Genomic DNA, 26277 nt, shown 5'->3' with positions numbered 1-26277 from the left:
ACTTTGATGCGGGAGCAAACAGAAAAAAATAAAACAGGCTCTGAATTCTATTCAGAGCCTCCAAAAATAAAATTAGTATCCGTAATCCCAATCGACTTCGTCTTCATGCCATAATACCGGGGATACAGCACCAAAATCGATTACTTTATTTTCTATATGGCATCGGCAATGTTTGTCGCCGCATTGATCTTTCATTTCCTCAAACACAGAATGCTCCACATTTTCCAGGATTGTAACTTTATGTTCATCATGGTAAAGGATTGCTGTACCTTTCATGCCTGATCGCACCTCTTTTTTAATTTATGTAAAACTTACTTTCAGCTTTACAAACTTATTTTATGACTTGGTAAAAACAGTGTCTACACTGTTATAAGACTGTTCACAAAAAAGTCAAGATGAAAACGTTTTAGAGGAATTTTTGTAAAAAATAAATGAGTGTAAAAATTTACAAATAGTTGAATATAATTCATTTAGAGATTAACATTAGTAGATAGTGGAAACTGCATTTTTAGTTTGTTAGTTTTCCAGCTGAATAAATAAAGGAGGTTTTAAAGTGGAGACATCTTTAGAGAAGCAGCCTTATGAAAGCACTAAGGAATATGAGGAGTATGGCGGGTTCTGGCTCCGATTTGCGGCCTATTTAATCGATTCTATTATTGTTGGAATTCCGCTTACAATTCTAAGCATTGTTATCTTTATGATTTTCTTTGGCACTTCTGACGCTTTTAATACGATGATAAGCGACCCATCTTATATGGAAACAGAAATGACCAATGAAGAAGCTTTTGCATTCATGGGATCTTATTTTGGCGCACTTGGAGTAACCTTTCTTGTCAATCTTGTCGTTGCTGTTGCCTATTTTGCAGGCCTGCACGCATCCAAATGGCAGGGAACTGTGGGCAAAAAGCTGCTGGGATTAAAAGTGACTGACTTAAATGGTAACCGTATTTCTTTCTGGAGGGCGCTTGGAAGATATTTGGCCATGGCCATTCTGTCTGGAATTTTCCTTATCGGCTATATCATTGCGGCCTTTACAGAGAAAAAACAGGCATTGCATGATTTAATTGCAAGCACAGTCGTATTAAAAAAATAAGGTATTTGGTAAAGTAGTTACTTTATTACTGAATAATAAGTTTAAAAAACGAGTTGATCTTCGCTGTGGGCACTTGATCCTCGAAAATGCTGACGCATTACCTTCGTGCGGGATTCATACAATGAAGCTTAATCAAGGTCCTGCGGGAAGTGAGGGAATCCCCGCAGACGGAGCCAAGGAGGCTCTCATTCCTCCCCTCGGGTTCGCTGAATGTCCCATGCTGAAATCAACGGGCAGTATTCATAAGCAAAACGGTATTCTATGCAGATAGACCAATAATAATTCTTAATTAAGCTGCTGGGCAACTGAGTTGCAACGCAGCTTTTTTTGGGGTCAGCAATAGGAAGGATTTATTATCTGCATGCAGAATATATTTTTAGGAAGGGAGGATGAAAATGAAGAAGCAAGATATTGTTACTCACTACGAATCATATTCTGTATGGCTTGAGTCGATAAAAGATCTTGGCCGTGAAAATTGGGTAAAGCCTGTCTCGGATGGAAAATGGCCGGTTGCGGCAGTAGTTGCCCATCTGTTATTTTGGGATAAATATTCTCTTGAACAGCGTTTTCCATTTTTTAAAGAGGGTGCAGTACTTGAGAACTATCCTGATTTTCAAAGTGTGAATGACGCTGCAGGAGAATACGCTAAAAAGCATGCACAATTAGAGATTATTGAAGAACTTTTATCAGTACGGAGTCAATTTCTTCAGATGCTTCAAGGCATGTCAGAAGAAAAACTGGATACAGCTTTTAAAATCGGCCGCACCAGCTTAACTGTGCGCGATTATTTTGCAGACTTTATAGAACATGACATTCACCATAAAAAGCAAATAATGCATGCAGCCGGCATCAGTGTATAACACAGGCTGGCAGTCCGATTTTACTGTAAAGTAAGATGCTATAACGTCATGCAGCAAAACAGGCAGAGGCTCCTGATCGGGATGATGCACTCAATAAAACAAAATGCCCAAAAAAGAAGGCACCATCATTGCGGCAATACGGGAAGATTCTGCCTGTTCATTTAACTCCTCCCCTGTTTTGGCCTTCACAAATCAGACAAGTAGATTAATTGCTTTTTGTTCATTTCTTTTCGCTTTTCCCCTCTTTAAATTAATTTCTGCCATTATTGCATAACAAACTTATCTGAATATTCATAAAAATTTCAAAAATGTTGCATTGAATAAAATTTGGTAAAATAAAAGGGTTTTAAAGAAAGGTCTTGAATAAGGATTAAGGTATTTTTTACCTGAAGGAGCTGATGACATGGAAATAGAAAAAACGGAGCTGCAGAAACAGGGGAATTTCAATTCCTGGCGGCTGTATATGACACTGCCCATTGTATCATGGGCACTTTACGATTTTGCGAATACTATTTTTTCCTCAAATATTAATACCATTTTCTTTCCTTTTTACCTGCAGGAAGTAATAGGAGAGAATGAAGTTTTGAATCAGATAGCGAGCACCTTTATTTCTTATTCAAATGCGCTGGCAAGCTTTTTTCTTGTCCTGTTCTCTCCATTGTTTGGGGTTATGATAGACAGGACAGGAAGAAAAAAGAAATATATAGTAATCTTTACGCTTATTACTGTAATGGCGACCATTTTAATGGGGGTTTTTGCATCAAGCCAGATTAGCGGGAAAATATTTGGGCTTCCAGTTTATCTTGCACTCGTTATTATATGTTTTATTATTGCAAAGTTTTTTTTCCATTCCAGTCTGGTTTTTTACGATGCCATGATTTCCGATTTGGGAACAAAGCAGGATATACCGCTGATTTCAGGCTTTGGAGTGGCTGTTGGCTATATCGGAACCCTTGTAGGGCTGACAGTTTATTTATTTGTAGGAGATGACGGTTTTCACGAATCTTTTATACCAACTGCTATATTATTTCTGCTGTTTTCTTTGCCGCTGTTTTTCTTTGTAAAAGATAAGCCTTACCAGGCAAAAGAAAAACAAAAATTTTTATCAGGCTATAAGGAAATTTGGCAGACCTTTAAAGATATGAAACATTATAAGGCGATTTTCACTTTCATGATTGCCTATTTTTTTTTAAATGATGCAATTGCCACAACGATTGCCATGATGGCTGTTTACGCAAAAACCATTGTCGGCTTTTCAACTGGCCAATTCATTTTGCTATATCTTGCTTCAACGGTGTCCAGTATAATTGGTTCTTTTGTATTTGGATATATTACCAAGGCGAAAGGGCCCAACAAAGCGGTTAAATACGTTGGGATCCTTCTTCTTGTTGCTCTGGCAATTGCTGTTGGGGCTGTCAATGAAATCATGTTTTGGATTGCGGGCAGCATGTTTGGCGTCGCTCTGGGGTCCATGTGGGTTACCACAAGGACTTATATTGTGGAATTGACTCCAGAAGATAAAAGAGGGCAGTTTTTTGGTTTGTTTGCATTTTCAGGGAAAGTATCTTCCATAATCGGACCCGTTATTTATGGAAGCATTACTTTGATCTTTGCCAGCTATGGAAACCTGGCAAGCAGACTTGCTTTAGGTTCATTGATGATATTAACTATAATTGGACTGCTTGTTCATTCAAAAATTAAGGATGACAGCATTCCTGAATAGGTATGCATCTGTATCGCATGTAAGAAGCAAGCCGCCAATGGCTTGCTTTTTCTTGTTTTAGCAAAGCAGCTGACTTCCAGTCTCAGAAATAAGGACTTTTTTCATAATGAACTGAAATTTTTATAAGAAATTTTATCCATTCATGGTATATTAATAGAGAAAAAGATTCATAATTCATATTCGGTGTCTTGCTGCTCATAAAACAAGTGTCATACAAACAGGAGCCGCGAACTTAGATATAAGCATATGAAAAAGGAAGGGCGAAAAAAGTGGAACAGAAAAAAGGCATTTTACTGGAAAGCGGAACGAATGAACTGGAGATTGTTGAATTCTCAATAGGAAGGAATAAATTTGGGATTAATGTTATTAAAGTGAAGGAAATTATTAATCCTGTCCCTGTCATTCCTGTCCCGCATTCTCATCGTAATATTGAAGGGATCATTGAACTGAGGGGAGAGGTTCTTCCAGTAGTGGATGTAGCATCATCATTAAATATGCCGGCCTCAGAAAGCCCTCAGCAGGATAAGTTTATTGTGACAGAGTTTAATCAGCAGAAAATTGTTTTTCATGTTCATAATGTTTCAAAAATTCACCGCATTTCCTGGAACCAAATTGAGAAGCCTTCTGAAATGTATCAGGGTCAGGAAAGCCAGATTATCGGAATCATAAAGCTTGAGGATGAGATGGTGCTGCTCCTTGATTTTGAAAAAATGGTCACTGAGATAAATCCTGATTCAGGGATTAGCATCCAGAAGGTGCAGAAACTTGGAAAGCGTGAAAGGTCTGACAAGAAGCTGCTTATTGCTGAAGACTCTCCACTCCTAAGAAAGCTTTTGAATGATACTTTAAATGAAGCTGGCTTTTGTCAAATTGAATTCTTTGAAAATGGATACGATGCTTATAGATATTTGCATTCCTTAGCCGAGTCGGGGCGTGATGTCACTGAGGAAGTGCAAATCATGATCACTGATATCGAAATGCCGCAAATGGATGGGCATCACCTTACTAAAAAAGTTAAAGATCATCCTGTGCTTGCAAAAATTCCAGTTATTATTTTTTCTTCATTGATTACCGAAGATCTTCGCCACAAGGGTCAGATGGTTGGAGCCAATGCGCAGGTGAGCAAGCCTGAAATTGCAGAATTGGTGCTTTTGATAGATCAGTATGCATTATAGAACCACCACAAAGAAAAAGCTGGAATACTCCAGCTTTTTCTTGTTAGGTAAGAAAGTATAACTTTGAACTTTGATAATTGTCTAGCTCCAGCGCCTGCCCCCTCGAGGTCACAAGCCTGTCTAGTTGCGGCTCCTAGGGACGAAAGCCTAGCCAAACCCTTCCAGAAGGAAAGAACACCTTCTTGCATGGCTCGTCTCATGCTTGTCGTCCCTGTGCAGCCGCCTCCACATTTCGGCAATCCTCCTAAAAAGGCAAAGGACGCCTTTCCATGAGGCCCGTCTTAGGCTTTTCGGGGGTGAGCACCTAGGGAAAGCTTCCTTGGATGTTCTTCGCAGGAACAAGCGGTTTCGGCTTGTTCCGAAGGCGCTTGCGCTTTTCTTGATTAAAAGTAACTTTCTCCTAATTTCTTAAATACAGGTTTTTCATAGCGGTGCTTTTTTGCATTTGGCTTGCTATTAAGCTCTTTTAGCCCTGTATATGACATAAGCAATTTTTTCGCCGCATTAAGAGATAGAGAAGATTTTGGATTTCTGACGAAGGAATCGAGTTTGCCCAAATGGGGAAGCTCTGAGAAATCCTCTTTAGAAGGCGGAAGATGGAAAGAATAATTCCCGCATTTTACGAGAACATCTGACTGCTGCTGGCTGTTTTTTGGATTGCCAGAATAGTGAAGGCCTGCTTTCTGGGCTTTTCCTTCTCTAATTAACTTTTGAAGTGCATCGTGCTTTAATTTATACAAAAATTTAGGGTTTGGTGCTGTCTTTGCATGGCGGTTAACGGTGAAGATGGCTTGAGAGAGGTTTTCAACCGTTGGTTGCAGATGGGGATATTGTTTCTTATCAGAATTCAATTTCCAATCTCCTTTCAAATTATAAAGGGGTATAAACAATATTATACCCTTTTTAGTCAATAAAACCAACTTGGATAAGGCTTTTAATACAAAAGCTTATCCATCCAGCTGCTTTCTGCTTATAGGTTGTAAGGATCCTGACTTTTTCCATATAACCATCAGCATTGATGAACCTAATAATGTTGTTGCCAAGCCAGCGCCAATCATAACAAAAGAGGTACCTAGCTGTTTTGCAAGAAGAGCTCCTGCAGCAGGTGCAATAAGCATGGAAAAAGTCTGCAGGGACATGGCGGCAGCCGAAACTCTGCCCATCATTTGCTTTGGTGTTTCAGATTGGAGCACATAGCCGTAAGGAACAGATTCACCAGCTCCTAAAAGACCTAATAGACATGCACCGATTATCCAGACCAGTGGAGGGAAATTAAGAAGACCTAAGCCTCCAAGTCCAACAGCTACAATAAAAGTGCCGCTTAATATGGCCGAAGAACTCATTAAATGGACGGGTTTTCGGTTCCACCCTGTCCAATGGCCCAGCAAAAGTGAGCCAGCAACACTGCCTGCTCCCACTGCACTGATCAGTAATCCAAAATTGCCCTCATTAAATCCAATCTGCTTTGCAATAAAAATAAATAACCCATCATAAAGGAAAATGATGAAAAATGCTGCAGAAGAAAGAATAATTGAGACCCTTAAAAGGGGAGTGTGGAAAATATGTTTTATTCCCTCTGAAAATTCTTTCCAATAACTTGTTTTGACAGTATAGTCTTCTGCCATTCTTTTATCTGATTCCTCAAAAGAAGTTAAGCTGGGAAGAAATAGAAGGAAAACAATGGCTGCAATGAATCCTGCTGCTTCAAATAGAAAGGGGCTTTTTGGTCCGAAAACTGCTATTATCCCTCCGCCTAATGCTGGCCCGGCAATTTTCATGGTATTGACTGAAAGCTGGCTTAGAGTTACTGCTTCAGGCAGCATGCTGTCAGGTACAATCATCCGGATAGCACTCTGCCTTGCCGGGTCGTAAAGGGCTGATACGGTTCCCTTTAAAAAAACAAATAATAGCAGAATGTATAGGTTGGGAGCGTAAAACAAGCCTCCGACAAAGACAATTCTTAAAAGGAGGCAAACGATCATAACAGCTTTTTTCGGTAATCTATCCACAAATACACTTGCAAATGGACCGATAATGACCCAGGGAAGGCCGAGAACAATAATAACAGAGGCAATTGCCGTTTCATCAAGCCCCCAGTGATAAGCGACAATAACCTGCAAAGCAATAAAATCGAGCCAGTTACCCAAATCGGAAAATAACTGGGCACCAAATAGAGAGCGAAAGGATTTCAGCTTGAGTGGTTTAAAAATGCCGGGTTTCATTGGCAATTCCCCTTATCCCCCCCAATGGCCCTCCTTCGCCTGTTTAGCAGCTTTTCAGTATTGCCATGAGGGTCCTGGCCATCTGGCAGATTATTATTTTGCAGCGCTTCAATTGATTCTTCAATCCATTTAATTTCTGTTTCCAGCTTCATTTCTGCATATCGAATAGAGAGGCAGCCAAGCTTGCTGACATAGGAGTATCCATTTCGCGGCCATTCTTGTACAAATTTTAGAATATCAGAGGTTTCTTCTTTTCTTTTTAATAAATGGCTAATTAACACTTCATTATCCATATCTTCATGCCATGTTGACATTTTCATTAGCAATTCATCTTTAATAACCGGGAAAGAAGGAGGAATCTTCAGCCAGTTCTCAAACTCTTTCCAGCCTTTTGCAGTGAGCTCATACATTTTTTTCTTTCTTCCTTCATCTTCCTGCTCGATTGCATAGATAAATCCTTCTTCCTCCAGCTTTTTTAATTTCGGGTAAATGCTCCCATAGCTCATTCCCCAATAAAGGCCAGCAGCTTTGTGTTCAAATTCAGATTTAATATTATATCCTGTGCTGGGCCAAAAGCTTAGTACAGCAAGAATGGTATGTTCTATAGACAATTATAAAACTCCTTTCAATGTATCATGCTGATATATCAATATGATATGTTGTGTTTAAAAAAATATCAACTAAAAAATAAAAACTTTCGCAATTTTTCAGCGAAAGTTTTGTTGAAAGGACGATTGTAAGTAACAGCTAAGGCTGTATCCGTACCCTGGTGCCATTTGGCACTATGCGTGACAATTCGAGCACATCCTGGTTATACATGCGTATACAGCCTTGGGAAACAGATTGGCCAATTGAGGAAGGATTATTAGTTCCGTGAATTCCATAGCCGGCTTTCGACAGGGAAAGCCACATGACACCATATGGGCCGCCGGGATTAGGTTCTCTGTTCACAATAACAAACTCTCCAATTGGGGTCTGTGTCAGCATTTTTCCGACGGCAATGGGGTACACTTTTTGAATGGCACCGTTATATAAAAGAGTTAAGCTTCTTTTACCTCTTGAAACAATGATGGTATACGGAATGGAATCTGGTTCCGGCAGCCCTGGTATTACTAATCGCTGGCCGGGATAGATCAGGCCTGGGTTTACAATGGAAGGGTTTGCCCCCAGAAGCTCGCTTAAAGGGCGGCGGTAATTCTTTGCGATTACAGACAATGTCTCACCAGGTTTTACTATATGGTACATAACAATCACCTCTTTCTGAAAGGTCTATTCAAATATATGCCTGCAAAAATGATCTTGTAACTTATTGAATAAATTGTGTCACGAAGGCAGCAAAAAAAGGAAAGCTGCAAAGGTGTGCTTTCCTTTAATTCCCGCTGTTTGATTGTAGGGTAAATACCGTCAGTTCAGGTTTGGATAAAAACCGGAAGGGCAGCCGGGTTGTACCAAGCCCTCTGTTTACATAAAGAGTTAAAGGGCGTTGGCTGCCGATTTCATAGAAGCCTTCATAGTATCTTTCAGCATGCGGCGGTTTAACTAACGCTCCAATGAACGGCAGTTTTATTTGTCCTCCATGACTATGGCCGCTCAACTGCAGATTGATGTTGAAAGCTGAGGCTTCATCTGCTAAATCCGGTGCATGGGACAATAAAATGTTATAGGAAGAATCGTCCAGACTTCCGCTGGCAAGCTTTATGTCCGGTTTGCCGAGCATGGCATCGTCAATGCCGATAATCTGGATGCTGCTTCCGGAAAACTCGATTTTCCGATTTTCATTCAGCAAAAGAATAAACCCGGATTCTTCCATAATAGATTTATAGATATCAGAACCATAGCCCCCGTGATCATGGTTTCCATAAATAGCAAACCTTCCAAGCGGCGCCTGAATCCTTTTCAGGAGGGGGGCGATTTGGTTTGCCTCTTTATATTTGTTGGGTTCATCCATCAGATCACCTGTAAAGAAGACAATATCAGGCTTCAAGCTGTTTATCTTTTCAATCAATTTTTCAAGCTGTTTCAGGTCATAATGAAATCCTAAATGGGTATCGCTGAATTGGATGATTTTTTTATTATGGAACGCTTGTGGAATAGCGTTGTCAGAAATTTTGTAGTTTGTGATTTCCAAGAGCCGCGGCTCAATATCCCGTGCATAATAATAGCCGCCTGCACTAATACCAAAAACAGCAGCAAAAAAGCCGAGAGCTCTTTTTAAAAAAGATCTTCTGGACACTTTTTCCGGCATTTAGCATACCAACCTATCTATTAAAATTTTTTTTGAAGTATTGAGCATGAGTAAAGGCAATGCTTCTCATAGCAGTATCTTTAATACTATCAAACTATCCTATTAAAAAGAAGAAATAACTATGCTTGTTTTTTATCCTTCATTTTCCTTAAAATTATTAATTAATTTGTAAATAATAATTCGAAAATTCTATATTTAATGGTAAAATATAAATGAATGATCATTCATTTTTTGAGAGGGGAATTAGAATGAAGAATAAAACAGTCATTGTTACTGGCGGTTCCAGCGGTATGGGAAAATATATGGCAAAGAGGTTTGCTGAAGCCGGAGCGAATGTGGTGATAACAGGAAGGAATCCGGAACGCCTTGAGACAGCAAAAGCTGAAATTCAAACCTTCCAGGGTCAAGTTTTGACAATTCAAATGGATGTCCGTGAAATTGAACATGTTAAACATATGCTCAACGAAACACTAAATGTATTTGGACAAGTTGATTTCCTTGTTAATAATGCAGCGGGAAATTTTATATGCCCTGCAGAGAGCTTGAGTGCAAATGGATGGAATTCTGTTATTAATATTGTCTTGAATGGAACCTTTTATTGTTCGAGTGAAGTCGGTAAACACTGGATTGAAAAAGGAGTTAAGGGAAGCATCATTAATATGGTGGCTACATATGCATGGGATGCTGGAGCGGGTGTTATACACTCGGCAGCAGCAAAAGCAGGTGTATTATCCATGACAAGAACCTTGGCTGTAGAATGGGGAAGAAAATACGGAATTAGAGTGAATGCAATAGCCCCAGGTCCGATTGAAAGGACAGGAGGGGCTGACAGGCTTTGGGAATCAGAAGAAGCTGCAAACAGGACACTCCAAAGTGTGCCCCTTGGCAGGCTCGGTAAGCCGGAAGAAATCGCAGAATTGGCATTCTTCCTTTTCTCTGAGCATGCAGGTTATATTAATGGGGAGTGCATCACTATGGATGGAGGACAGTGGCTGAATCAATTTCCATTTTAATCTTATGAATACCGGCTGAATTAATTTCAGCCGGTTGCCATTATCTATTGGTAACTTACTGCTCTGGATTGCAATGCTTTCCATGATGAGATGAATCGTTCTTTAGAAACCTTCACCTGTTTTTTCCCTGAGAGGGGATCGTTTAGAATAACAAACTGTTCATCATAGCCTACCAATACGACTGCATGAAGATCTAAAGGAGTTTTAATGGTTTTGCCGGAGTGAGTCCAGGACTCCCAGCGGTCAGGAAGCCTATAATCTCCTGTTGTCCAGACCACAGCAGGATATCCCTTGGATACATGCATAAGAATCGCTTCAAAATTTTGGCCGGATAAATTTACGGCTCTTCCGGGAAGATATTTATTCACTAATTCTTCAATTGGTTTATCAAAAACAGCGTAGCCTGCACTTGTCCCGGTCATATCTCCTACAAATCCTTCTGCTGGATTACCCCATTTTAAAATATCGCCTTTTGAACGTATCAGCGGATCATTATCTTTCTTTACTGCATTATACAAATCCATTTTCCCTACTTGCACACCTGCATGCCGCAGGACCATTGTCAGGCTGGTTACTTCGCATCCATACTTCAATTCGGGGTTTTGTCTGATTAGTGGAACATCAATGATGACAGATTCCTTTTTCACAGCCGCAGGAGTTTTCGGAGATTGGGCTGTTGCTTTCTGCTGTACCTTCTTTGCCTTTACTGGTATTTGTGCATCCAGATCTTTTGAGGCCATGTCAGGCTTTTGCAAAGGACTGGCAGGTTCTGAATGGCCGCAGCCAAGCAAAGGAATAAGAAGGGATATAAATAGGAGATTTCTCATGAAATACCCTCTTTCTTTGATGTCCTGATATTAGCTTGTGAGAGAAGGCGCGGCAATATGATGCAAAGCTTTTGCCAAACAATGCTGTTTTATCAAAAAGTGGAATCTATATTTTGAATAGTAAAAGTTTTAAGCGAATATGGTATAATAACTCATTAATATACATAGGGAGGCTAGGACATGGATGCATTGGATATCCTTACAGATTTGGATAATGTATTTCCTTATTTCCAGCCAATATTCAGTGCAGATGAGCATCGTGTCATTGGTTATGAGGTTTTAGGCCGATATAGAGGATCTGATGGAGTAATAAGTAGTCTGGGGCCGTTCTTCCAGGATGAGAATATTCCTGAAGAATACCGGATTGAAGTAGATTATGAAGTATTAAAAAAGGCTTTGGATAAGGCCCGGGACCTGGATAAGGATATTTTGCTTTTTGTCAACAGGGATGCTGACTTGCTCATGTATAATGACGGGGAACAATTTTTAAATACCCTCCAGGAATATGAAAAACAAGGAATAAGCCTTGACAGGATTGTATTGGAAATTACAGAACGGAATTATAAGGGAGATATTGACCATCTGGACCATCTATTGAATTATTACAGGACTTATGGAATTAAATTAGCAATAGATAAACTTGGAAATGAAAGCAGTCATCTCGATAGGATCGGGCAATTGGCTCCCGACATTTTAAAGGTGGATCTGGAGTCCATGAAATCAAATGCTTCTGCTTATAATTTTAATGATATCCTCTATTCTTTATCCATGCTTGCCAGGAAAATAGGAGCGAGCATGCTTTTTGAAAATATTGAAATGGTTTACCAGCTTCAGTTTGCCTGGAAAAATGGAGGCCGTTATTATCAAGGTTATTATTTGCAAAAACCGGCTGAAAATTTCACTGATAGAGATATTTTAAAGGAAAAATTTCGAAGTGAATGCCATCGGTTTATTGTACATGAAAAGAAAAAACTGGAGTCCTTGTATCAGGTTACACTTGAGTTCAACGAAAAGATGATTGATTTTGCAAATAAAAATAAAAAGGTTTTTGTATATGAAGAAACCTTGGAGCAGATTGCGGTTCTTCTGGATGGTGCAGCTTTTCGCCTGTATATTTGCGATGAAGATGGATTCCAGAAATCTGCGAATTACTTCAAACGGGATGGGGAATGGATAACCCAGGAAGAATATCTTCACAAAAACTGGAGCTGGCGGCCATACTTTCTTGAAAATATCATGAAAATGCGAATAAATAAAAAAGGTATCCTCTCTGATTTGTATACTGATATTGAGACAGGTGAAACAATCAGGACGTTTTCCTTTCCGCTTAATACCAATGATTACTTATTTGTGGATCTATCGTATGTATTTTTATACAACCATGATGGGTTATTATAAGCATAAAATTTTAAAAGTATAAACAATCTTAATTTGAGGAAATGTAAGTGTAGAACTTTCCTTGAGGAGAGATTAGACATGAGCATGTACACATTGATCATTTTACTAATTGGAGTGGGTATCCTTGGATACTCCTTAGTTTACACTTTGTTTGTTGCAAAAGAGCGAAAAGCCGTAAAGGGCGATATTGATGCAGAATTGCCGGATAATGTTCAGAAGCATGCATATATTAGAAATCCGATTTTTCTAACGTATGTGATTTTCTTTGGAATTGTTCTTGTTATGATTATCTATTTTGCACTTACATGGAATTGGTAAAGACCCTCATAGGCAGGGTCTTTTTTTATTGAAATGGGTACATGCTGCTGATTAACAATATTTACATCATTATTTATATACACTTTTCCGCTTATTGCGTTAATTCTTTGTCAATTCGGGTAGATTCATAACAAGAAAAGAATTATTATGTCAAAACGTAAGAGAATTTCGGGTGCGAAAACCGGCAACAGCAGCTTTATTTGCTGGTAAAATTGATGGTACACAATAGTAAACGATTAAGAAAGGGAGAGTGGAATGTACAAGCACTTAGCAGGAATTATTATAACAATTGCAGTCATGGCAGCAGCGATTCCTTCCCATACAAATGCCGAGAGCCTTAACAATAACCAAGAGGTATACAAATTCTTGCAAAATGCATTTCATACACAGGTTTCGCTGAGCGAGGAAGAGCGAAGCATGAAGGAAGTCGATGAATTGCTTGACCCATATTTTTCTGAAGAGCCTAAAGCTGAATTTCTGAATGAAAACCTTGTTTCAGAGAATGGCAAGTATTTTACCCTTGGATCTGATGCTGCTGCATATTACATTCCCTTCTTTACGTATTCAGATAGTACAAAAGTAGTTAAAGAAGGAAGCAAAATTTATGTGTATGAATACTTTCCGGAAAATAATGAAGGCCCAGTAGAATACGAAGGTCACTATGAGGGACTTTTACTTGTGGAACAAGAAGGGGAATTTAAAGTCGCCAAATTCCTGGGTGAAAATATACCCGAGAAAATTTTAAAGAAAGCCGAGAGTAATGAAGAAGCAGCAACACAAAGCTCATTTAAAACACCTGAAAATCCAAATTGGATTAACAAACCGTCGTATCAATTCGGTTTCCTGCTGAATCCATTCGACGCTTTGTTTCGTTCCGGAAGTATGGTTTTAACAGATAATAAACAAGGTATAATTGCTTTATTTGAACATCAGGAATTAAACGGGCAGCTGGCATCCAATTAGATGATAGGAGCTTAAAAGCTTAGCTTTTAAGCTCCTATTTTTATTATTGCAGCCTGACAGGCAGGAGATCCATGCAATTGAAGTTTCACTTTATGCCATCATCTAATACAGATTGCAGTCTTTCCGGGTCAAATCCCCTAATGACAGTATCTCCGATGACAATTGTTGGAGTGGAAAAAGATTTATATTGTCTGGTCAGCTCTTTGTGGGCTGCTGCATCTTTTTTAATATCTTTTATCGTATAAATATATCCTTTTTCATTCAAAAACATCTTCGTAATCTCACAGGGCGGACAATCAGGCTGTGTGTATAAAACAATTTCTTTCAAAGTGCTTCCCCCTGAGTTTTTTGTTATTCCATCATAATGCAGGATATTAAAGTAAGCAATCAATCAGTTTGTTTTTTGCATATAATCTATCAATCCCATAGAGCAGACAGCGATATCCACAGAAAGGATCTTATATACAGGGTGGTCAGATGGGATGCCTCTGCCATTTAGATTGGCTTTAATTTTTTCTTCAAGCATGGCTTGCGCTGCCTGTGTCTGCTGATCAATAGAACCGCCTTCAGATACGGCAATTCTGCCTGTATGGAGGAATATCTTAAGCCAATCCTTAATTTGCCTGTAGACCTCTTTTGGGTTTGTACTCATTCCATAATGGCCAAAGAAAATAAAATCAAGATCCATTTTTTCATACATGCCAATGGATTCGAGCATTTTGCCTGGATCGAATTGGTTTGGTGAAGTAGAGGGCAGATACATTTCAATTCCATTTTCTTTTAATTGAGGATAAGATACACCAGCCGTGTCTCCTGTGAACATTCCATTTAAAGCAGGATGAAAGATACTGAAGTGGTGATTAGCGTGCCCAGGTGAATGAAAAAATTTCAGAGTGCAATTTGGTCCTATTTTAAGCTCTTCTTCATGTTCTTTTGTGATAATTTTATCCTCTCGAACAGGCAAAATAGGATTAAACAGTCCATCAAATTTATCTCCGTAAACAGCTTTTGCACCAGCAATTAAGCGTGAAGGATCTGCTAAGTGCCTGCCGCCTTTCGGGTGGACAATAACCTTTGCATTGGGACAATGGGTTAGTAAAAGGCCTGTGCCGCCTGCATGGTCAAGATGAATATGGGTAACGATGATATACTCAACTTCCTCAGGCCGAATGTGAAGCTGGCTTAGCCCTTCCAGTATGTAGGGAATTGAAGGGCTTGCGGAAGTTTCAATCAAAGTCAGCTTTTCCTCTGTTAAGACATATGTACCGGTACGTTTTTCCAGTGAAAGATCAAAATCGTCAATTAAATATAGATTTTCCGCTAATTTTTCAGGTTTTGCCAAAAAAAATCACATCCTTTATAAAGCTTTTGCTTGTACAAACACCTGACAATATTTTATTCTGTTAATATTGGTATGTAAAGCATCGAGCTTGAATATTCTGAATTTATTTCTTTAGGATAGAAACATGCCAAAAGAGAAACCTAAATGTAGAATTATGGGTTTTGTTTTGGAAAGGAGAGAGAGCATGTCACAGCTTCAAGGTATATTAACACGCTTAAAGAGCTTACAGGAACAAGCAACAGGCGGAGAGCCAATGCAAAGATTTTTTGAGGTGAATGGTGAAAGGAAATGCCAGGTAACTTTTCATCCGAAAAATGAAACATTTGAACTGGAAGTATATTACGATAAAGAAAAGCCAAAAAGATATCAATTCGACAACATTGATATGATTACGATCGAAATTTTCGATTTGATTCAATAATCCACCATATACATAAGGGGCCTTTTGGGCCTCTTTTCTTATTAAAAACAGCTTGAAGAAAAAGCGTGCTATAATATGAAATATCAATCTTCCAGAGGTGTGAAATGTATTATCTGCTCATGATTTTGCTGTTTTTTACAGTTCTTCTTTTGCTTGCAGATTTAATTAATACAAAAAAAGAAGTAATCCGGATCAGGAAAACTCTTGAAGAAATGAAAGAAATTTTAAAAGATAATAAGGACTCGAAAAAATAGGTATTGAGAACAATAAGTAATAAAGGACCCTTTGATTTGAGGTGAAGCAGAATGATGCCAATTGTAACATGTCCAGGATGCATGGCTGAAAAAGACATCGATGCCGTTTTAACCGCACAGTCCAATCAAAATGTTATTTTTCGCTGTCCTGACTGCGGCTATGAAGTAAAAGACATTCAAACGAGCAAAGGTTAATAGGGGCAAAATGCCGGAGACTATGATAAAATGGGTAAGAAGTATAACTAATTTTTGAGGAGTTTTCGGCGATGATCAGTCTCCATAGCGAGGAATTTTTAGAATTTAACATAAGTGATTTCATGATTCCTTCTGAACGGGTAGCACATGTACAGGTTGGCAATAACCTGGAGCATGCCCTCTTAGTGTTAACAAAAAGCGGATATACAGCAATACCTGTACTAGACCCGCAATATAAGCTGCAGGGCTTAATCAGCACACCCATAATCATGGATTCTATTCTCGGGCTAGAGCGGATCGAATTTGAGCAGCTGGAGCAAAAAAGGGTTGAAGAGGCTATGAACAGAAATATCCCGCGGCTTGATGCTGAGTCCTCTATACAGCAATCGATCGAGCTTTTAGTTGACCATCCCTTTATATGTATAGAAAACAAGGAAGGCTACTTTGAGGGAATACTGACTCGCAGAACAGTTTTGGATCAATTAAATAAGCACATCAGACGATTAAATAAGCGATAAACATCATTCAGCTCCCAGCAGTGGGAGCTTGCTTTATTTTCAATGATGAGAGTACCGGTGTATTTATTTCCGCTACTTGCAGGCGTTATTCATGTTTTTATTCATTTTGGAGGGGAAATGCTTGAGTCAGACTTTACATAAAAAAATGCCGGAAGGAAAGAGAAAAGTTACGAAAAAGCCTTTTGTGCTTGCTTCAGTTATGCTTGCCATGTTTATGGGAGCTATAGAGGCAACCATTGTTTCAACCGCAATGCCTGCCATTGTAGGGGATTTAGGCGGATTTGCTTTATATAGCTGGGTGTTTTCAGCTTATCTGTTAATGAATGCTGTGACTGTTTTAATTTATGGCAAGCTCTCAGACTTATTTGGGCGGAAGCCCGTTTTGACATTCGGGATTATCATATTTTTAATTGGTTCCATTTTATGCGGTTTTGCTGAATCGATGACAGCACTGATCATTTTCCGATTAATCCAGGGGGTTGGAGCTGGAGCAGTCATGCCGATAGCAACCACCATAGTCGGGGATATCTATACAAAAGAGGAAAGGGCACAGGTTCAGGGTTATTTATCAAGCGTATGGGGTATTTCAGCCATAATGGGTCCTGCAATAGGAGGGCTTCTAGTTGAATTCGTCAGCTGGCGATATGTTTTTTGGGTGAACATTCCGCTTGGCATTATGGCTATAGCAGGCTTATGGCTCTTCCTTCATGAGAATGTGGAAAGAAAAAAGCATCAGATCGATTATGCAGGGGCTGTGCTATTAACGGTTTCCATCTCATCTCTGATGTTTGTGCTTGTTGAGGGAGGAACAAATTGGGCATGGAATTCCATCGAAGCAATCAGCCTTATAGCGGTTAGTGTGATTTCCTTTATTTTATTTATCCTGCAGGAACAAAAAGCTGCAGAGCCGATGATGCCTTTTAATATTTGGAAGGAAAAACCGATTTTAATTGCTAATTTAGCTTCACTGACAACTGGTGTGATGCTGATAGGGATTTCCAGTTTTCTGCCGGCATTTGTCCAGGGTGTGATGGAAAGGTCGCCGATTGTTGCAGGTTTTACACTTACGACCATGTCGATAGGTTGGCCAATAGCTTCTGCAGCTGCAGGCAAGCTTCTTTTGAAAATTGGTTTTAGAAGCACCTCTGTAATAGGGGGAGTATTCTTAATTGCAGGGAGCATATTATTTGTCACACTCACTCCTGAAGCAGGACCTGTATGGGCGGCGGCTGGAAGCTTTCTGGTCGGGGCCGGCATGGGATTAACTAGCACTGCTTTTATTGTATCCATTCAGAGTACAGTGGAATGGAAGCAAAGAGGAATAGCTACTGCTGCCAATATGTTTATGAGAAATCTTGGCAACACTATAGGAGCAGCCTTGCTGGGCGGGATTCTGAACAGCCAGATAAAATCATATATACAGAATAATGGTGAAGGCATAGATTCCAGCCTATCTTTAGATTCAGCAAATGTACTTTTAAATGAAGAAGCGAGAAACAGCCTGAATACGGGAGTGAAGGAAATCCTGCAAAATGGTCTCACCATTTCACTTCATTCAGTGTATTATGCGGTACTATTATTTGCTGTTATAAGTTTCTTACTGGTAATTGCTCTGCCAAAGCATGAAAAGGAAGCTGCCGATTAAACGGCAAGAGATCTCTGCATTTAATTTGCAGAGATTTTTATATTCTTAAAGAACTGTAAGCTTTTAAGGTGCTGATGTCCTTTCTAATGATAATGAAACTCTAATTCAATTAAGATATACTATAAGAAAAAGTTATGAGGGGAAGATGTTTATGTCTTCACTTACGGAATTTCACCTTTTATCAGTGCTGGCACAGGAAATGAATATGAGAAAAGCGGCTGAACGTTTATTTGTTTCGCAGCCAGCCCTTTCACAGCGTCTTGTAAATATTGAAAAGGAATGGGGCAGCAAACTATTCCTCCGCTCACAAAAGGGTTTGTCACTGACGCCCGCTGGAGAAATCGTATTACAATTCATTAATGAAGTTCTTGCGAAGGAAGAAAAGGTCAGGGAGTCAATTACAGCCTTGAATTCAGAGGTCCATGGCACCTTAAAAATTGCAGTTGCTTCAATCGTAGGGCAGAATTGGCTGCCTCAAGTTCTTAAGAAGTTTGTCAGCCGCTATCCCCAGGCAAAAATTTCACTGATCACCGGCTGGAGCAGTGAAATATTAAAATCGCTCTATGATGATCAGGTTCACATTGGAATTATTAGAGGGACTCCGGACTGGAAGGGGATTAAAATCCCTTTATTTAAGGACAGTCTTTATCTAGTGGATACAGAGATTACAAGGCCGGAGCAGGTCCTTGAAACAGACAGGCCCTTCATTCAGTTTAAGAGTGATTCCAACTATTATCAGGAAATTCAGGACTGGTGGCTGCGGCAGTTCAAAACGTCTCCAAAACGGACAATAGTAGTTGATCAAATTGAGACGTGCAAGCAAATGACTTTCAATGGAATAGGATATGCCATTCTTCCAGCCATTACACTGAATGGTGCGGAGAAAAATATTTTTAAAATCCCGCTGCTGGATGAAAATAATTTGCCGATTAAGCGTGATACATGGCTGCTGGGATATGAATCCGCCTTTCAGCTCAAGCAAGTTCAGGCATTTGTTGAGTTAATTAAGGAGCATATTGAAGAAGAAGGAAAAGGATATCACCCATGACTTCTATTTTCATTTATTTTTCTTGTTTTCAGCGCTTTTGTTTGTTAAAGTAATGCTAGTTGCAATGTTATACATAGAGGAGGATTTTTAATATGAAAATGATGGATGCCAATGAGATTATTTCATTTATCCAGAACAGCACAAAATCAACACCTGTAAAGGTTTATATTAAAGGTGAATTAGAAGGAATCGACTTCGGTGATTCAGCAAAGGCCTTTATAAATGGCAGTACCGGTGTGGTTTTTGGTGAATGGTCTGAAATTAGCCAGGCAATTGAAGCAAATCAGTCACAAATTGAAGATTATGTTATTGAGAATGACCGCAGAAACTCAGCGATTCCACTGCTTGATATGAAAAATATTAAAGCCCGCATTGAGCCGGGGGCAATCATCCGCGACCAGGTTGAAATCGGTGATAACGCTGTAATCATGATGGGGGCATCCATTAATATTGGTTCAGTGATCGGAGAAGGTACAATGATTGACATGAATGTTGTCCTTGGCGGAAGAGCAACAGTCGGCAAGAATTGCCATATTGGAGCAGGAACTGTGTTGGCTGGAGTTATTGAGCCTCCTTCAGCAAAACCTGTTGTTGTAGAAGATGATGTAGTTATAGGAGCCAATGCAGTGGTTCTGGAAGGTGTAACTGTTGGTAAGGGTGCAGTAGTTGCGGCAGGTGCGATTGTCATTGATGATGTGCCTCCTTACACTGTGGTGGCAGGAACACCAGCTCGTGTAATTAAAGAGATTGATGAAAAGACTAAGTCTAAAACAGAAATTAAGCAGGAGCTTCGCCAATTATAAGAGTTTGAAAGCGTGGATTGCGATCCGCGCTTTTTCTAAAGGTGAAAGCCTTTTGGTTACCCAAGACTGCTATAGCGTTAATGAAATATAAGGGGCATTTTTAACAAGGGGGAAGAAAGTTTGGACACAAACAATCCATTCGTTGCATTACGGCGGGAGCTGCACAAAATACCGGAGTTAGGGTTCCGTGAATTTAAAACACAGCAGTTTCTATTAGATTACCTGTATTCTCTTCCTCAGGACAGCATGGAAATTAAAACTTGGAAAACAGGTATTCTTGTGAAAATCAGCGGCAGGAATCCGTCCAAGATGATTGGGTATCGTGCTGATATAGACGGCCTCCCAATCATTGAGGAAACAGGCCTGCCGTTCAAATCCGTGCATAGTGAACAAATGCATGCCTGCGGACATGATTTTCATATGTCGATTGCACTTGGCCTAATAGCAAAATTTATAGAAGAACGCATTAACGATGATTTACTGTTTATATTTCAGCCAGCAGAAGAAGGGCCTGGCGGAGCAGAACCCATGCTTAAATCTGAAATAATGAAAGAATGGAAGCCGGATATGATATTGGCTCTCCATATTGCTCCAGAATATCCCGTCGGAACAATCGCATTGAGAGAAGGGCTGCTGTTTGCAAATACCTCAGAACTTTTCATTGATTTAAAAGGAAAAGGGGGACATGCAGCATATCCGCATAATACCAATGATATGGTTGTGGTAGCATGTACTTTGGTCAGCCAGCTTCAGTCCATCATTTCAAGGAACATTGATCCTTTGGACAGCGCAGTCGTTACAATCGGAAAAATTACAGGTGGCACCGTTCAAAACATCATAGCTGAAAAAGCGAGGCTTGAAGGTACCATCCGAACGTTATCTCCTGAATCAATGAAAAAGGTAAAAAGCAGGATTCAGGCGCTAGTAAAAGGAATTGAAGTTGGGTATGAATGTGAAGCTTCAATCGACTATGGAAGCATGTATCATCAGGTTTACAATGAGACAGCCTTAACGAAGGAATTCATGGAGTTTGCGCGTTCCAACACAGACATAAACGTTGTTGAATGCCGGGAAGCCATGACAGGTGAGGACTTCGGATATATGCTTGAAGAAATTCCAGGCTTCATGTTTTGGCTTGGGGTCGATTCAGAATACGGACTTCATCATGCCAGGCTGAATCCAAATGAAGCGGCAATCGAAAAAGCGATTGAATTGATTGCAGCATATTTAAGGTATAAAGGATAAGTCAGCTCATTTTGCAATAAGTATTTACTAAATAAAGTGGAAATGTTAAAAAAGCTGATTTCGCAGCACCTTTTTAGGTTCTGCGAAATCAGCTTTTTGCTTACGGTTTTATCCGGCAGCACTTTCTGATCCTGCGTGTTTTTGAATGAGCACCTGATGAGGGAATGGAATTTCGATTCCGTTAGCTTCCAGGGCTTCCTTCAGTGCTTTTCTCAGCTGCCGTTCGACAGCCCACTGTTCCATGTTTTCTGTCTTTGCAATAATTCTTAATACAACATCCGATGAGCCTAATGTTTGTACGCCAATGACATTAGGTCCTTCCACAATCGCCTGGTTTACTTCGGCGATTTTGTCGCAGGTTTCCTGAAGTACTGTGATAGCTTCATCAATATTGTCATCATAGGAGATTCCTATATCAACCAGTGCGCGCATATTGCCGCGGGAATGATTGCTCAGACTGGTAATCTCCCGGTTCGGGATATAATGCAATGTACCGTCAAAACCGCGGATTTGAGTAGTTTTTAATCCAATTTGCTCCACTATTCCTGAGTAGCTTCCGGTAGTAACATAATCACCGACATCAATTTGCCTTTCCAGCAATATAAAAAATCCTGTTACTACATCGCTGACAAGGCCTTGAGCTCCAAAGCCGACCGCCAATCCGACTACCCCGGCACCGGCAAGAATGGCAGTTGCTTTTATACCGAAAATCTGAAGAATCGTAACAGCAAAAATAAAAATAAGTACGTAAGAGAAAATGTTTTTAGCAAGACTTTGCAGTGTCTTCGATCTTCCCGGAGATATTCTTTCCTTCCTCCCGATTCCCTCAAAACTTTTATGTATTATTTTATTCCCCGCAGACTTAACGATTAAAAATGCAAAATAGATAGCTGCCAGCTTTAATAGAATAAGTCCGGCATCAATCAACAGGGCTTCCCAATTTATTTGCGATAAATTTAGATTCTCCATTCTAACGCTTCCTTTCAGTATGATTAAAGTCATCATTTTATCGCAACAGCACTTTATATGCAAACGGTTAGCCTTTCTATCATTCGGGCAGCTCTATATACTGGCTGGATGTGAAAAACTAAATTACTGATATGCAGGATTTTAGATCGAAAGCCTTTTAGCGATTTCAAAGGGTATTAATAAAGATTAGGAGTTTGAATAGACTCATTAAGAAGATAAGCTTAAAAAAAGTGGAAAAATCAAACAAAAAGGGGTGGAAAAATACTTCGAAACTCGATATATTTAATATTACGTTCTAACTTTTCTAATTTTTCCGCAAATTAAAGGGGGCATGCAGATGGAAACATTTAAAAAGTTAAAGCAATATTACTGGCCATATAAACATTACTTTCTCTGGTCCATATTCTTTCTGTTTATTGTGACAGCGATTACGGTTGTGTATCCAATGATCCTTCAGCTGACAATTGATGAGGTTGTCATTGGGGGAAATTATGGGTGGATACCTTATTTGGCTTTAGGCTTCATTGCCATAATGGGTGTAAAAGGGGCAGCGACATATATCCATCAGTACACTGGTGATTTGTTTGGGATCACATCGGTCTATAAACTTAGAAATGTACTTTATGAAAAGCTGCAGTTCTTGCCGTTTCGATATTATGACAATGCAAAAACAGGCGATTTAATGTCTCGGCTTACTGCTGATGTTGAGGGGTTCCGTTTTTTTCTTTCATTCGGATTTTCTGAACTCATACGTTTTGTTTTACTGATCTTTATCAGTGTTTCGGTCATGTTTTATTATTCTATTCCACTGGCGATTGTCACTCTTATTACGCTGCCTTTTCTTGCGGTAGTCACCTTTAAATTCGATAAAGCTGTGCATCCGGCATTCCGGAGCATCCGCAAATCATTCGGACGGCTGAATACAAAAGTTCAGGAGAATATAAGCGGAATTAATACAGTGAAGTCATTATCACGGGAAGATTTTGAGATAAATAAATTCAATGACTCTAACAGTGACTATAAAGATAAATATCTCTTTACATCGGATATTTGGGCTAAGTATTTTCCTTTAATGGAGTTTCTGGGCAATTTAAGTGTTGTATTGCTCCTGGCTTACGGAGGTTATCTTGTTATGGCTGGCAGTCTGAAGCCAGGGGAGCTTGTCGCTTTTTACAGCCTTCTCTGGTATATTATGTGGCCTATTATGAACCTTGGATTCATCGTTAATCTCTTTTCTCAGTCCAAAGCTTCCGGAGAGCGGCTTATTGAGATCCTTGAGGCAGATAATGAAATTGAGGATATAGAATCATGTGTTAAAGCAGAACGTTTGCTGGGTGAGGTGGAATTTCGCAATGTTACGCTGAAATATACCCAGGATGATAATGACGCTTTATCCAACATCTCTTTTCATGCTGAGCCAGGAAAGGTAATTGGGTTAATAGGCTCGACAGGATCAGGAAAAACGAGCTTAACACAGCTTATGACAAGATTTTATGAGCCAGTTGAAGGTCATGTGATTATAGATGGTGTAAATGTGCAGGAATACTCTCTTCAATCTCTGAGAAGAAATATCGGCTTTGTTCTCCAGGAATCCTTTTTGTTTTCTTCTTCGATTAAAGCAAATATTGCATTCGGAAAGCCTGAATCCACTATGGAGGAAATCATTGAAGCTGCCAAACGTGCACAGGCACATGAATTTATCATGGAGCTTCCTGATCAATACGATACCGTTCTTGGCGAAAGGGGCATGGGGCTTTCAGGCGGCCAGAAGCAAAGGATTGCGATAGCAAGGGCCATCTGTGCAGATCCCAGTATTTTAGTATTGGATGATGCAACAAGTGCGGTGGATATGGAAACAGAATTCAGAATACAAAAAGCCTTGAAAGAAGTAATGGCTGATCGAACTACCTTTATCATTGCCCACCGGATTTCTTCCCTGAAGCATGCAGATGAAATACTTGTACTAGAGAACGGGAGAGTGGCAGAACGGGGAACACATGAAAAGCTTCTTAAAAATAATGGCCCATATCAGCGGATTTACGATATTCAATATCAGGACCGCGATAAGGTTCTCCAATCAAATGCAGGCTAGGAGGTGCCTCCTTGAAAAAAAATAAAACAAAAAATGAAAATGTGTTAAATAGATTTCAATACTCAGCCGACGAAATTATTGAGAAGCCTTTTAACTGGAAGCAAATGCTGCGCTTATTCAGTTATATGGAGCCATACAGAAAAAATTTACTTCCGCTCTCAATTATTATGGTATTAATAAATACAGCAGTCAGGCTTATAATTCCCATCTTAATCGGTGTGTATACGTTAGATAAAGCTTTGATTGAAAAGGACGGCAGGCTGCTCGCCATTCTGGTTTCAGTGATTGCAGTACTCTATACCATTTCATATGCTGCAAACTATTACAGGATAAAATGGATGAATAAGCTTGGCCAAAGTGTAATTTATGATCTTCGGAAACATTTATTTACACACGTACAGACGCTTTCGCATCGTTTTTTTGATCAGCGTTCAGCAGGATCCATACTGGTAAGGATTATGAATGACATAAATTCGCTTCAGGAGCTGTTTACCAATGGGGTCATAAATCTGCTGATGGATCTGATTATGCTGGCAGGGATTTTTATTATTTTATTTACACTAAGCCCAGAACTGACTCTGGCAATCATGGTCATTTTGCCCATCATGTTTTTTATCTCGACCAGCTTGCGCAGAAATATCCGTAGATCGTGGCAAACGGTCCGGTTAAAACAATCCAAATTGAATTCTCACTTAAATGAAAGCATTCAGGGGATAAGGATTACCCAGTCTTTTACACAGGAAAAAGAGAATATGGCATTCTTTGATGGTGTGAATACTGAGAACTTTGAAAGCTGGAGAAATGCATCTCAGAAAAATGCAATGTTCAGGCCGCTGGTTGAATTGACCAATGCCCTGGGTACCGCTGTACTGATTTGGTTTGGGGCACATCTGATTCAGGATGGGTCAATCTCAATCGGTGTATTTGTTTCTTTTGCCTTTTATTTAGGGATGTTCTGGGAGCCTATTTCCCGTCTTGGAATGGTTTATAACCAGCTTCTCATGGGAATGGCTTCCTCTGAACGAATCTTTGAGTTTCTTGATGAGAAACCAATCGTATCAGAAAGGAACGATGCATTTCATTTACAGGAGATAAAAGGGAAGATTGAATTTGAGAATGTCACATTTTCCTATGATGAAAAAAGAACAGCCTTAAATGGGGTTTGCCTTGAGATAAAAGCAGGGCAAACCGCGGCGCTTGTGGGGCATACAGGATCAGGTAAAACGACCATAGCAAATTTAATCAGCCGCTTTTATGATCCTTCGGGAGGTTCTGTAAAAATAGATGGCTATGACCTGAAGGATGTATCCTTATCAAGTTTGCGCAAGCAAATCAGTGTGGTGCTGCAGGACACTTTCATATTTTCCGGAACAATCTATGATAACATCCGTTTTGGCAGACCTGATGCAACTGATGAAGAAGTAGTGGAAGCAGCCAAAGCTGTTGGTGCACATGGGTTTATTGCAAAACTTTCAAAGGGATACGAGACGGAAGTGGAGGAAAGAGGAAATATATTATCGGTGGGTGAGAGGCAGCTCCTCTCCTTTGCCCGTGCTTTACTTGCAGACCCTCGTATTCTTATACTAGATGAAGCTACTGCCAGTATTGACACTGAGACAGAGGTCAAAATCCAGCAGGCTTTAAAAACACTCTTAAAGGGAAGAACGGCCATTATTATTGCCCATAGGCTATCCACAATCCGTGAATCCGATCAAATCTTTGTGCTCGATCATGGAAATATTTTAGAAAAAGGAAATCATGAAGAATTAATGAATGCAAAAGGTGAATATTATCATTTGGTAAAAGCACAATTCAATATGCTTGATGCAATGTGAATGAACAAAATAACCTCCGAGCGTCCGAGCGGAGGTTTTATTTTATCAGGAAGGAATATCTAATAGCTATACT

General features: G+C 39.7%; 28 protein-coding genes. 18 read left to right on the top strand and 10 right to left on the bottom strand.

Translation table 11 applies throughout. The annotated features are described in order from the left end of the window. Positions 1–72: 72 nt before the first annotated feature. Entirely contained in the window at positions 73–276 is a 204-nt protein-coding gene (locus NR125_RS03635) for a hypothetical protein (RefSeq protein ID WP_009331014.1), read from the bottom strand. A 277-nt stretch (positions 277–553) separates the two neighbouring features. On the opposite strand from NR125_RS03635, the gene NR125_RS03630 reads away from it, so the two are divergent. The 4 genes from NR125_RS03630 to NR125_RS03615 all read left to right on the top strand — a co-directional run bounded on the left by NR125_RS03630 (position 554) and on the right by NR125_RS03615 (position 4851). Next, positions 554–1093 (top strand): RDD family protein, encoded by a 540-nt coding sequence (locus NR125_RS03630; protein ID WP_019381654.1) that lies wholly within the window; start codon positions 554–556, stop codon positions 1091–1093. Positions 1094–1488: 395 nt separating this feature from the next. Next, on the top strand, positions 1489–1953 hold the full coding sequence (locus tag NR125_RS03625; RefSeq protein ID WP_071160322.1) for a DinB family protein: 465 nt from the start codon (positions 1489–1491) through the stop codon (positions 1951–1953). 403 nt (positions 1954–2356) lie between these two features. Further along, a complete protein-coding gene (locus NR125_RS03620; RefSeq protein ID WP_009331011.1) occupies positions 2357–3676 on the top strand; it encodes an MFS transporter in 1320 nt (439 codons plus the stop codon). A 269-nt stretch (positions 3677–3945) separates the two neighbouring features. Continuing rightward, a complete protein-coding gene (locus tag NR125_RS03615; RefSeq protein WP_009331010.1) occupies positions 3946–4851 on the top strand; it encodes a chemotaxis protein in 906 nt (301 codons plus the stop codon). Between the two features lie 383 nt (positions 4852–5234). On the opposite strand, the gene NR125_RS03610 is transcribed toward NR125_RS03615, so the two are convergent. The 5 genes from NR125_RS03610 to NR125_RS03590 form a co-directional block, all read right to left on the bottom strand. Beyond that, positions 5235–5702 carry a YkyB family protein gene (locus NR125_RS03610; protein WP_009331009.1) on the bottom strand — a complete coding sequence of 156 codons (468 nt, stop codon included), beginning with the start codon at positions 5700–5702 and terminating at the stop codon, positions 5235–5237. Between the two features lie 96 nt (positions 5703–5798). Beyond that, positions 5799–7073: an MFS transporter gene (locus tag NR125_RS03605; RefSeq protein WP_071160318.1), complete on the bottom strand. Its 1275-nt coding sequence runs from the start codon at positions 7071–7073 to the stop codon at positions 5799–5801. After that, positions 7070–7684 carry a helix-turn-helix transcriptional regulator gene (locus tag NR125_RS03600; protein WP_009331007.1) on the bottom strand — a complete coding sequence of 205 codons (615 nt, stop codon included), beginning with the start codon at positions 7682–7684 and terminating at the stop codon, positions 7070–7072. Before NR125_RS03600 ends, NR125_RS03605 begins: the two co-directional genes overlap by 4 nt. A gap of 136 nt (positions 7685–7820) precedes the next feature. Next, positions 7821–8318 (bottom strand): L,D-transpeptidase family protein, encoded by a 498-nt coding sequence (locus NR125_RS03595; protein WP_009331006.1) that lies wholly within the window; start codon positions 8316–8318, stop codon positions 7821–7823. A 124-nt stretch (positions 8319–8442) separates the two neighbouring features. Next, a complete protein-coding gene (locus NR125_RS03590; RefSeq protein ID WP_019381659.1) occupies positions 8443–9318 on the bottom strand; it encodes a metallophosphoesterase in 876 nt (291 codons plus the stop codon). A gap of 248 nt (positions 9319–9566) precedes the next feature. On the opposite strand from NR125_RS03590, the gene fadH reads away from it, so the two are divergent. Beyond that, positions 9567–10331 carry a 2,4-dienoyl-CoA reductase gene (fadH, locus tag NR125_RS03585; protein ID WP_009331004.1) on the top strand — a complete coding sequence of 255 codons (765 nt, stop codon included), beginning with the start codon at positions 9567–9569 and terminating at the stop codon, positions 10329–10331. A 44-nt stretch (positions 10332–10375) separates the two neighbouring features. On the opposite strand, the gene NR125_RS03580 is transcribed toward fadH, so the two are convergent. Continuing rightward, entirely contained in the window at positions 10376–11158 is a 783-nt protein-coding gene (locus NR125_RS03580) for a C39 family peptidase (RefSeq protein ID WP_009331003.1), read from the bottom strand. A 180-nt stretch (positions 11159–11338) separates the two neighbouring features. Between NR125_RS03580 and NR125_RS03575 the strand changes: the two genes are divergently transcribed. From NR125_RS03575 to NR125_RS03565, 3 genes are all read left to right on the top strand, one after another. After that, a complete protein-coding gene (locus NR125_RS03575) occupies positions 11339–12556 on the top strand; it encodes an EAL domain-containing protein (RefSeq protein ID WP_217027714.1) in 1218 nt (405 codons plus the stop codon). A gap of 78 nt (positions 12557–12634) precedes the next feature. Next, a complete protein-coding gene (locus NR125_RS03570) occupies positions 12635–12874 on the top strand; it encodes a hypothetical protein (protein WP_019381660.1) in 240 nt (79 codons plus the stop codon). Between the two features lie 255 nt (positions 12875–13129). Then, positions 13130–13837, top strand: coding sequence for a DUF3993 domain-containing protein (locus NR125_RS03565; RefSeq protein WP_019381661.1), 708 nt, complete (start codon positions 13130–13132; stop codon positions 13835–13837). An 85-nt stretch (positions 13838–13922) separates the two neighbouring features. Here the strand turns inward: NR125_RS03565 and NR125_RS03560 are convergent, their stop codons facing one another. Both NR125_RS03560 and NR125_RS03555 read right to left on the bottom strand, forming a co-directional pair. Next, positions 13923–14165, bottom strand: coding sequence for a glutaredoxin family protein (locus tag NR125_RS03560; RefSeq protein ID WP_071160311.1), 243 nt, complete (start codon positions 14163–14165; stop codon positions 13923–13925). 63 nt (positions 14166–14228) lie between these two features. Continuing rightward, the gene (locus NR125_RS03555) at positions 14229–15179 is read right to left on the bottom strand and encodes an MBL fold metallo-hydrolase (protein WP_019381662.1); all 951 of its coding nucleotides are present in this window, start codon (positions 15177–15179) and stop codon (positions 14229–14231) included. 184 nt (positions 15180–15363) lie between these two features. On the opposite strand from NR125_RS03555, the gene NR125_RS03550 reads away from it, so the two are divergent. From NR125_RS03550 to NR125_RS03515, 8 genes are all read left to right on the top strand, one after another. Continuing rightward, positions 15364–15600 (top strand): YkuJ family protein, encoded by a 237-nt coding sequence (locus tag NR125_RS03550; protein ID WP_019381663.1) that lies wholly within the window; start codon positions 15364–15366, stop codon positions 15598–15600. Between the two features lie 104 nt (positions 15601–15704). Next, a complete protein-coding gene (locus NR125_RS03545; RefSeq protein ID WP_019381664.1) occupies positions 15705–15854 on the top strand; it encodes a hypothetical protein in 150 nt (49 codons plus the stop codon). A gap of 51 nt (positions 15855–15905) precedes the next feature. Beyond that, entirely contained in the window at positions 15906–16049 is a 144-nt protein-coding gene (locus NR125_RS03540) for a hypothetical protein (protein ID WP_019381665.1), read from the top strand. 71 nt (positions 16050–16120) lie between these two features. Continuing rightward, positions 16121–16567: a cyclic-di-AMP-binding protein CbpB gene (gene cbpB, locus NR125_RS03535; protein ID WP_009330996.1), complete on the top strand. Its 447-nt coding sequence runs from the start codon at positions 16121–16123 to the stop codon at positions 16565–16567. 145 nt (positions 16568–16712) lie between these two features. Then, the gene (locus tag NR125_RS03530) at positions 16713–18212 is read left to right on the top strand and encodes an MDR family MFS transporter (RefSeq protein WP_009330995.1); all 1500 of its coding nucleotides are present in this window, start codon (positions 16713–16715) and stop codon (positions 18210–18212) included. Positions 18213–18363: 151 nt separating this feature from the next. Continuing rightward, on the top strand, positions 18364–19260 hold the full coding sequence (locus tag NR125_RS03525; RefSeq protein ID WP_019381667.1) for a transcriptional regulator CcpC: 897 nt from the start codon (positions 18364–18366) through the stop codon (positions 19258–19260). Between the two features lie 92 nt (positions 19261–19352). Continuing rightward, the gene (gene dapD, locus NR125_RS03520; RefSeq protein ID WP_009330993.1) at positions 19353–20063 is read left to right on the top strand and encodes a 2,3,4,5-tetrahydropyridine-2,6-dicarboxylate N-acetyltransferase; all 711 of its coding nucleotides are present in this window, start codon (positions 19353–19355) and stop codon (positions 20061–20063) included. A gap of 120 nt (positions 20064–20183) precedes the next feature. Continuing rightward, positions 20184–21308: an N-acetyldiaminopimelate deacetylase gene (locus tag NR125_RS03515; protein ID WP_071160309.1), complete on the top strand. Its 1125-nt coding sequence runs from the start codon at positions 20184–20186 to the stop codon at positions 21306–21308. Positions 21309–21416: 108 nt separating this feature from the next. Here NR125_RS03515 and NR125_RS03510 read toward each other — a convergent pair whose 3' ends face one another. Continuing rightward, positions 21417–22277, bottom strand: coding sequence for a mechanosensitive ion channel family protein (locus NR125_RS03510; RefSeq protein WP_019381669.1), 861 nt, complete (start codon positions 22275–22277; stop codon positions 21417–21419). A gap of 337 nt (positions 22278–22614) precedes the next feature. On the opposite strand from NR125_RS03510, the gene NR125_RS03505 reads away from it, so the two are divergent. Both NR125_RS03505 and NR125_RS03500 read left to right on the top strand, forming a co-directional pair. Continuing rightward, complete coding sequence (locus NR125_RS03505; RefSeq protein ID WP_019381670.1) at positions 22615–24369, top strand: ABC transporter ATP-binding protein; 1755 nt, start codon at positions 22615–22617, stop codon at positions 24367–24369. A gap of 11 nt (positions 24370–24380) precedes the next feature. Then, complete coding sequence (locus tag NR125_RS03500; RefSeq protein WP_009330989.1) at positions 24381–26204, top strand: ABC transporter ATP-binding protein; 1824 nt, start codon at positions 24381–24383, stop codon at positions 26202–26204. Positions 26205–26277: the final 73 nt, after the last annotated feature.

Source organism: Cytobacillus sp. Bac17 (assembly GCF_024519925.1).
GTDB classification, from domain to species: domain Bacteria; phylum Bacillota; class Bacilli; order Bacillales; family Cytobacillaceae; genus Cytobacillus; species Cytobacillus pseudoceanisediminis.
This window is presented reverse-complemented; position numbering and strand designations above follow the sequence as displayed.